This window comes from Paraburkholderia madseniana, assembly GCF_009690905.1.
Taxonomy (GTDB): Bacteria; Pseudomonadota; Gammaproteobacteria; order Burkholderiales; family Burkholderiaceae; genus Paraburkholderia; species Paraburkholderia madseniana.
Window position 1 is genome coordinate 1 of record NZ_VOSW01000305.1, and the last position, 736, is coordinate 736.

At 62.0% G+C, this 736-nt stretch carries 1 protein-coding gene; it reads left to right on the plus strand.

Features of this window, described 5'->3' with window-relative positions; translation table 11 throughout:
* Nucleotides 1–53: 53 nt before the first annotated feature.
* Nucleotides 54–736, plus strand: a 683-nt coding sequence (locus FSO04_RS45945) for a carboxypeptidase regulatory-like domain-containing protein (protein WP_154568034.1), incomplete at its 3' end; no start/stop codon positions are given.

The window sequence follows — 736 nt, forward strand, 5'->3', positions numbered from 1 at the left end:
CGGACGGGCGCTGGTGCCGGTCAATTGTGAATGACTTTCTTTGGAGATAGGCGATGAAGCTTCTAAACGGCGCCACGCTGCGCACGCTGCAGTTCGGATCGATAGTGCTTGCGACCAGTGCGCTGGTTGCGTGCGGTGGTGGAACCAATAGCGGCGGCTCGCCGGTCGGGACGGTGGGTGGTACAGCCGCTGTCGGCGTGGCGCTGGCTAACGCGAGCATCACCCTGACATGCAAGAACGGTTCGGGTAGCGCGACGGCTAATTCCAACGGCGCTTATACGGCGACGTTCGGGTTTGACGGTCCTTGCACGATTACGGCAACCGGCGGCGCGATCACGATTCATTCGTTTGCGGCTGGTGCGGGTACGTACAACGTGACGCCGTTGACGGAGTTGTTGTTGGACTACCTCGCGGGGCAGTTGGGCACGACGGTTAGTGGGTTGCTCGCGGGGATTACTTCTAATCCGTCGTATCAGAGCGCGCTGTCGAATAGCACGGTGATTGCGAATGCTGAGGCCGCGGTTGTCACGCTGATCAAGAACACGTATGGGATCACGCTTTCTTCTTCCTCGTTCTTGACGGTTTCGTTTACGCCGGGCGCTCCGGGGGCGGATGCGGATCTCGATACGTTGCTCGCGGCTGGGGCGATTACGAGTAATGGGCAGCCGGCGGCTTCGTTGGCTGCGGCCGCGCAGGCGGCTGGGGCGGCGGCGCCGATTGGCAGTGGGAGTGGTGG